The organism is Armatimonadota bacterium (assembly GCA_020354555.1).
Classification (GTDB): Bacteria; Armatimonadota; Hebobacteria.
On the sequence record CP070648.1, the window covers coordinates 1,511,911 to 1,516,404 of the forward strand.

The following is a 4,494-nucleotide window of genomic DNA, read 5'->3' on the forward strand; positions in this document are numbered from 1 at the left end:
GCCGGCGTCCTCGTCGGCATCTTCGTGTCCAGCCGCGCGCTCGGGGTCAAATGGCCGCCGCCGCAGCGGGCGCCGCAGGTGAGCTTTGAAGAGCAGGTCCCGCAGATGATGAAGGCCGACCCGAAGCTCGGCGAGAGGATCCAACTGCCGGAAGTCGAGGATCTGGACAAGCGCAAGGTGCAGTTGCCGCTGCCGGGCGTGTCCGCGCTCATGTACGTGAAGAGCTATGACGTGGGCGACGAGGACATCCGGGTGATGGAGCAGGAACTGGCCCCCTATCCGCAGGTCAGGACCTGCGTCGTGTTTATGCTCTCCGACCCCGAGATGGTGCGTCAGAAGGCGCAGGAGAACGGATTCCGTTCGCTGTTTCTGTACGACCGGGCGGGGCAAATGCGCGAGGCGCTGAACGCCTTCGACAACGCACGCGTCTATATCTTCGACCGTGCCGGCAGCCTGGTGTTCATCGAGAACTCGGCCGATGACGACGAAGACATCATCGCCCAGGCCAAGGCGGCCGTCGAGCAGGCTCTGAGCGGCGGTTGAACGGGGCGCAGCGCGCCCGGCGCCGCTATCGGCGCGGGAGGCGACACGTATGCACCGCACCACGAGCGCCAGAGATGACCGCGGCATGACGCTCATCGAGTTGCTGTTGGTGATCTTCATCATCAGCGTGCTCGCGGGCGCGGTAGTCCCCGTGTTCTACAGGGCGCAGTCGAAGTCCCGCGAGACATGGTGCATCAGCAACATACACCAGATTCTGCTCGGACTTCAGATGTACCTCATCGACTACGACAGCATCCCTCTGGACCACGCCGGACAAGTCGTAGTGGATGGCGAAGTGATCAACAAGGGCATCCAATGGACCGCCGCTGTGCTGCCGTACGTGGGAAGCGAAGAAGTCTTTCTGTGCCCGCAGGACCCGACGCGGGGTACAAAGTACCCGGTGAGGGGTATTCCAACGAGCTTTGGCTATTACTACACTAGAGCGGCCGTCGAGCTTTTCCACGGTGAAGGTAGAAAGCTGGCAGGGGATTCCCCAATCATGGGCTGCTTCTGGCATGTCAGACCGTCTAACGTAAGGGTGATTGGGCGCATGGACGGGTCGATCGAGGTGGCGCCCACGGGCAAGTATCCAAGGGTCAACGTCGTGTTTGAGTAGTGTCCCGAGGCCGAGGATACAACGGGCGAAGCGATCTGAATGCATGGAGAAAGGGCCGTGACGAGATGCCGCCGGCGGGCGTACATGGGCGACGTTCGCGCTCTGCGCCGGGGTGGGTCGAGAGGAGCGCTTACCCTGCGATATCCCAAGCGACTTCTGCACGCGGGTACCCGCCGGTGGGTGCGCCTCGGTGCGTTCGTCAGCTTTCTCGTCGTCGCGGCAGTTGCATGGCAGCTCTGGCCGCGGGACCAATCCGAGTCGCGATGCCGGGGAAATCTGGGCATGTTGTATGTCGCCGCGGGGCGGGTGGTGACCGGCGAGGATCCGGAGCCGCCCCCGCCGGTGCGCGACATCGAGTCGTATCCGCCGCCCCCGCCGCTCGCCGATCTCAGCGCCGGCGATGTGCCCGCCCTGGAGGAGGTCTTCCGCAAGCTGGTGAGCGATTTCAGCCTGACGCCGGAGGAAGACGGCTACCTGACGCGCGTGGAAGGGCGAGACGAGGCGCATGCCGGCTGGACAATGCGAATGGATACTGCAGGGGAACTAGTCTGTCCGCGCGAACCGGCGTACGAGAGAAAGGCGGGCTATATCGGCCTCGCTCGCTCGTGGACCGACCTGTATGATCTCCCGCCCCCGAGTTATGAATGGCATCCCGAGCCTGACGTACTAGCGCGGTGCATGTGGCATCGGCTGGAACTCCTGCGCGACGGCTCGATCCGCGAATACTGAGGTATTGCCAGCCACCAAGGCACGAAGACACGCAGCGCGCGTTACAGGCCGGGCGCCCAATCATCGGCGGCATCGGCCGTAGGTGGAGAGGTCTCCGAGACCCGTGGCTGCTCGGAGCCGAGCAGGGCATCCACCTCCGCAAACCGCGAGGGATGGACGACCAGATACGCGCTCAGCAGCCCGAGGAACACGTCGCGCACGAGCACCTGCCAGCCGATGCGTTCGCTCTCCGCGGCGACGGAGAAACACCCGCAAGGGCTCTCGATCCCGCGCGCCATCGCCAGTCCGACGGCGATGATGAAGACGCCGTACAGCCCACACGAGACCAGCGCGCTGCTGCGCCGCAGCAGCCCGAGCAGCAGCATCGCCCCGACGATGATCTCCAGCCACGGCAGGGTGAGCGCAGGGAAGTTGACCATCTCCAGGTGCAGAATGCGGTAGCCGTTGATGATCCGCGCGAGGTCGGCGACATGCCCGATCTTGCTCACGCCGGAGTAGAGGAAGATGCCGCCGAGCACGAGGCGCGCGGCGACGGCGCCTGCGGGGTGCCACAACGGGTTCGCGCGGACGTTCTCGGCCGCAGCGCCTGCGTCCGTCATTGACGCTCCTCCGCGGCGGAAGATGCGGGGTAACCGGCGCGCTCCCATTCCTCCCAGCCTTCGAACATCAGCGCCACGTTGTAGTAGCCGGCGTTCACCAGTTGGTCGGCCAGCTGCGCGCCCTGCTCGCAGTCAATCCCGTCGCAGTAGCAGATCAAGACCGTCGCGCCGCGCAGGGCGTCTCGCAGCGCGGCCTCCGTTTCAGCGAAGTCCTCCACCGGCAGGCTGACCGCGCCCTCGATGTGCCCCTCGTCGAACGCCGCGGCGGGCCGCGCGTCGAGGAAGATCGCTCCCTGCTCGTCGAGGAACTCCCGCGCCTCGTCAATGCTCATGTAGGTCGCGCCGGCGGACACCGGCGGCCGCAGGCTATGCTGCGACGCAAACAGGGGCAAGCCGTCGGACGACAGGTGGTTGACGACAAGCCCGACGCAGACCGCTAGGACAACAATTGCCGCGGCTCCCAGCAGGACGGTCGTCGCCTCGTCTAGATCAGCTTTCTTCGTCATCGCTGCTTCACGTGATCCCTCTTCCGCACTGCGAGGCCCGCCCCGCTCAGGGCGGTCAAGATGGGCATGACAACCGCATTTCTTCGGCGCAGCCCACGGCACCTGCCTCACCTGAATCAAGGAGACGGCTTGCTGGGCCACGCCGGCACTCGGCAGCCATATCCGTATCGTCTTCGGGAGGCTTTGTTCGCCGCGCGCGCGCTGGTTCCTCGTGCGGGCCGGCACATCATCCGCGCGCGTACCAGCTTCGCGAACAGCAGGAAAGCTCGCCGGCGCGACAGAACCTGCCATCGTCGCCGCGTCCAATCGGTGGAGGATCGTCATCGCCGCAATCGCCGCCAGCTCTACCGTTCGCAAACCCGCCATTACTCTCAGGGCTATCGCCGTCGGCCTCGTCGGCACCGCCGTCCTCGGCGCCGTCACCCCATGGTCCGACCTCTACCTGCGCGGCACGTGGATTGCCGCCTGCCATCTGCCCATCGGCGCCTTCGTGCTCTTCGTCCTGTGGGCGGGCGCGGTGAACGTGGCTCTGCGTCGTGCCTCTCCGCGGCTCGCCATGACTCGCCGCGAGGTGCTCGTCAGCTATCTCATCATGCTGTGCGCGGCGGGCGTTCCCTCCTTCGGGCTCACGGAATACGTGTTGCCGACGCTCGCCGGGGCGTTCTACTTCGAGACGCCCGAGAACGGGTGGCAGGCGCTGTTCTTCCGCCATATCCCGCAATGGTTCGTCCCGGTTGACCTTCGCGAGTACCCGGCGGTCGTCGGGGCCGTGCGCGACAACTGGGTGTATGGCGTTTACGACGTCCTGCCAAGATGGCTGCACCCGGCGAGTCCGCAGATCATGAAGGACTTCTACGAATCCGTGCCCGGGGCGGAGCACATGGGTGCGGCGGCGTTGCTGCGGGCTATCCCGTGGGGCGCGTGGCTCATCCCGATGGCGGCCTGGACCGGCATGGCCTACACCCTCTTCTTCGTCTTGCTGTGCATCACGGTGATCCTGCGCCGCCAGTGGGTGGAGCGGGAGCGCCTCGCCTTCCCCCTGGTGCAGCTTCCATTGGAGATCGCCCGCGGCGAGCGGGGAGAGTCCTCGCTGCCCCGGTTCTTCCGCAGCCGCATGATGTGGGCGGGGTTCGCCGTGCCGTTCATCGTTCACTCCGTCAACGGCCTTCACGTGTACTTCCCGGCCGTACCCGGCATCCCCGTCGCGCACGACCTGGCGCACTACCTGACTTCGCGGCCGTGGAACCAAGTCGGGATCCTCGGCATCTGGACCCACTTCAGCGTCATCGGCTTCAGCTTCCTCATCCCCACCGACCTCTCGTTCAGCCTGTGGTTCTTCTTCTTTTTCTACAAGCTTCAGGGCATCGGCCTCGCGGCGCTGGGATATGATCTCGAATACGTGCCCAACTACCCGGTGCCCACGTTCGCGGCGTACCAGATGCTCGGCGCTTTCTTCATCCTCGCGGGAGGGATGACATGGGCGGCGCGCGCGCACCTGCGC

At 65.6% G+C, this 4,494-nt stretch carries 6 protein-coding genes; 4 read left to right on the forward strand and 2 right to left on the reverse strand.

Going from position 1 to position 4,494, the window contains the following annotated elements:
* From JSV65_06100 to JSV65_06110, 3 genes are all read left to right on the forward strand, one after another.
* Window positions 1-543 (forward strand): hypothetical protein (locus tag JSV65_06100; protein UCH35923.1); only part of this gene is annotated, 543 nt, incomplete at its 5' end.
* Window positions 544-592: 49 nt separating this feature from the next.
* Window positions 593-1,159, forward strand: coding sequence for a prepilin-type N-terminal cleavage/methylation domain-containing protein (locus JSV65_06105; protein ID UCH35924.1), 567 nt, complete (start codon window positions 593-595; stop codon window positions 1,157-1,159).
* Between the two features lie 57 nt (window positions 1,160-1,216).
* Window positions 1,217-1,888, forward strand: coding sequence for a hypothetical protein (locus JSV65_06110; GenBank protein ID UCH35925.1), 672 nt, complete (start codon window positions 1,217-1,219; stop codon window positions 1,886-1,888).
* A 41-nt stretch (window positions 1,889-1,929) separates the two neighbouring features.
* Here JSV65_06110 and JSV65_06115 read toward each other — a convergent pair whose 3' ends face one another.
* Both JSV65_06115 and JSV65_06120 read right to left on the reverse strand, forming a co-directional pair.
* Window positions 1,930-2,487 (reverse strand): DoxX family membrane protein, encoded by a 558-nt coding sequence (locus JSV65_06115; GenBank protein UCH35926.1) that lies wholly within the window; start codon window positions 2,485-2,487, stop codon window positions 1,930-1,932.
* Window positions 2,484-2,993 (reverse strand): rhodanese-like domain-containing protein, encoded by a 510-nt coding sequence (locus tag JSV65_06120; protein UCH35927.1) that lies wholly within the window; start codon window positions 2,991-2,993, stop codon window positions 2,484-2,486. The genes JSV65_06115 and JSV65_06120 overlap by 4 nt, the downstream gene beginning before the upstream one ends.
* A gap of 211 nt (window positions 2,994-3,204) precedes the next feature.
* On the opposite strand from JSV65_06120, the gene JSV65_06125 reads away from it, so the two are divergent.
* Window positions 3,205-4,494: hypothetical protein (locus JSV65_06125; GenBank protein ID UCH35928.1), on the forward strand; the 1,290-nt coding region annotated here is incomplete at its 3' end.